This window comes from Burkholderia sp. E168m23 (assembly GCF_016586125.1).
GTDB classification, from domain to species: Bacteria; Pseudomonadota; Gammaproteobacteria; order Burkholderiales; family Burkholderiaceae; genus Burkholderia; species Burkholderia orbicola.
Genome location: NZ_BCPP01001353.1, coordinates 1 through 1,361, shown reverse-complemented (window position 1 = coordinate 1,361; position 1,361 = coordinate 1). Strand labels below are relative to the sequence as shown.

At 65.9% G+C, this 1,361-nt stretch carries 1 pseudogene; it reads right to left on the bottom strand.

The window, feature by feature from the left end:
• Positions 1 to 19 precede the first annotated feature (19 nt).
• Positions 20 to 1,361: pseudogene (mgtA, locus tag JMF90_RS37230) on the bottom strand (magnesium-translocating P-type ATPase); the annotation flags it as partial.

Sequence of the window (1,361 nt, the reverse complement as noted above, 5' to 3'; positions counted from 1 at the left end):
GGAACTCGGGATCCATCTAGTCCCACGGCAGCAGCATCTGCGACGTGTCGTAGATCAGGTTCAGCACGAGCAGCTGCGTCGCGAGCATCGGCTCCCACGGCAGGAACGCGCTGGCGACGAGCACCGAGAACACGTTGCCGAAGTTGGAGCTGGCCGTCATGTTCAGGTACTTCAGGATGTTGCCGAACGTCTCGCGGCCCTTGATCACGCCTTCCTCCAGCACCATCAGGCTCTTTTCGAGCAGGATGATGTCGGCGGTTTCCTTCGCGATGTCGGCGCCGCTGTCGACCGAGATGCCGACGTCCGCGTCGCGCAGCGCGGGCGCATCGTTGATGCCGTCGCCGAGGAAGCCGACCGTGTGGCCGTTCGCCTGCAGCGCCTTGACGATGCGCGCCTTCTGCAGCGGCGTGAGCTTCGCGAACACGGTCGTGCGTTCGACCACCTGCGCGAGCGTCGCATCGTCGAGCACTTCGATTTCCGTACCGAGCATCGGTTTGCCGGGTTCGAGGCCGACCTGGCGGCACACCTTCATCGTGACGGTCGGGTTGTCGCCCGTCAGCACCTTCACCGCGACGCCGTTCTCGCGCAGCGCGGCGAGCGCCGGCGCGGCCGATTCCTTCGGCGGATCGAGGAAGGTCAGGAAGCCGCGCACGACGAGATCGTGTTCGTCGGCGGTGCGGTATTGCGCGCGTTCGTCGCCGCGCGGGATCGTGCGCGTCGCGAGCACGAGCACGCGGAAGCCGTCCTCGTTGTACGCGGTGGCCTGTTCGAGCAGCCGCTTGCGGGCCACGAAGTCGAGCGGACGCACGCCGTCCTCATCCTGCACGTGCGTGGAGACGGCCAGCATTTCCTCGACCGCGCCCTTGCAGATCAGCAGGTGCGTGCCGCGCGTATCCTCGACGACGACCGACAGGCGGCGCCGCACGAAATCGAACGGCAGTTCGTCGATTTTCTTGTAGCCCTGCGGCTTCACGCGTTCGCCGATCTCGTCGGCGCGCGCGACGACCGCGATGTCGATCAGGTTCTTCTGGCCGCTCTGGTGGAAGCTGTTCAGCCAGCCGAGCCGCAGGATGTCCTCGTTTTTGTGGCCGGACAGGTCGAGGTGGTGTTCGAGGATGATCTTGTCTTGCGTGAGCGTGCCGGTCTTGTCGGTACACAGCACGTCCATCGCGCCGAAGTTCTGCACCGAGTTCAGCCGCTTGACGACGACCTTGCGGCGCGCCATCGCGACCGCGCCGCGCGCGAGGTTCGCGCTGACGATCATCGGCAGCATCTCGGGCGTGAGGCCCACGGCCACCGCGAGCGCGAACGTGAGTGCGCTCAGCCAGTCGCCCTTGGTCAGCCCGTTGATCATGAATACG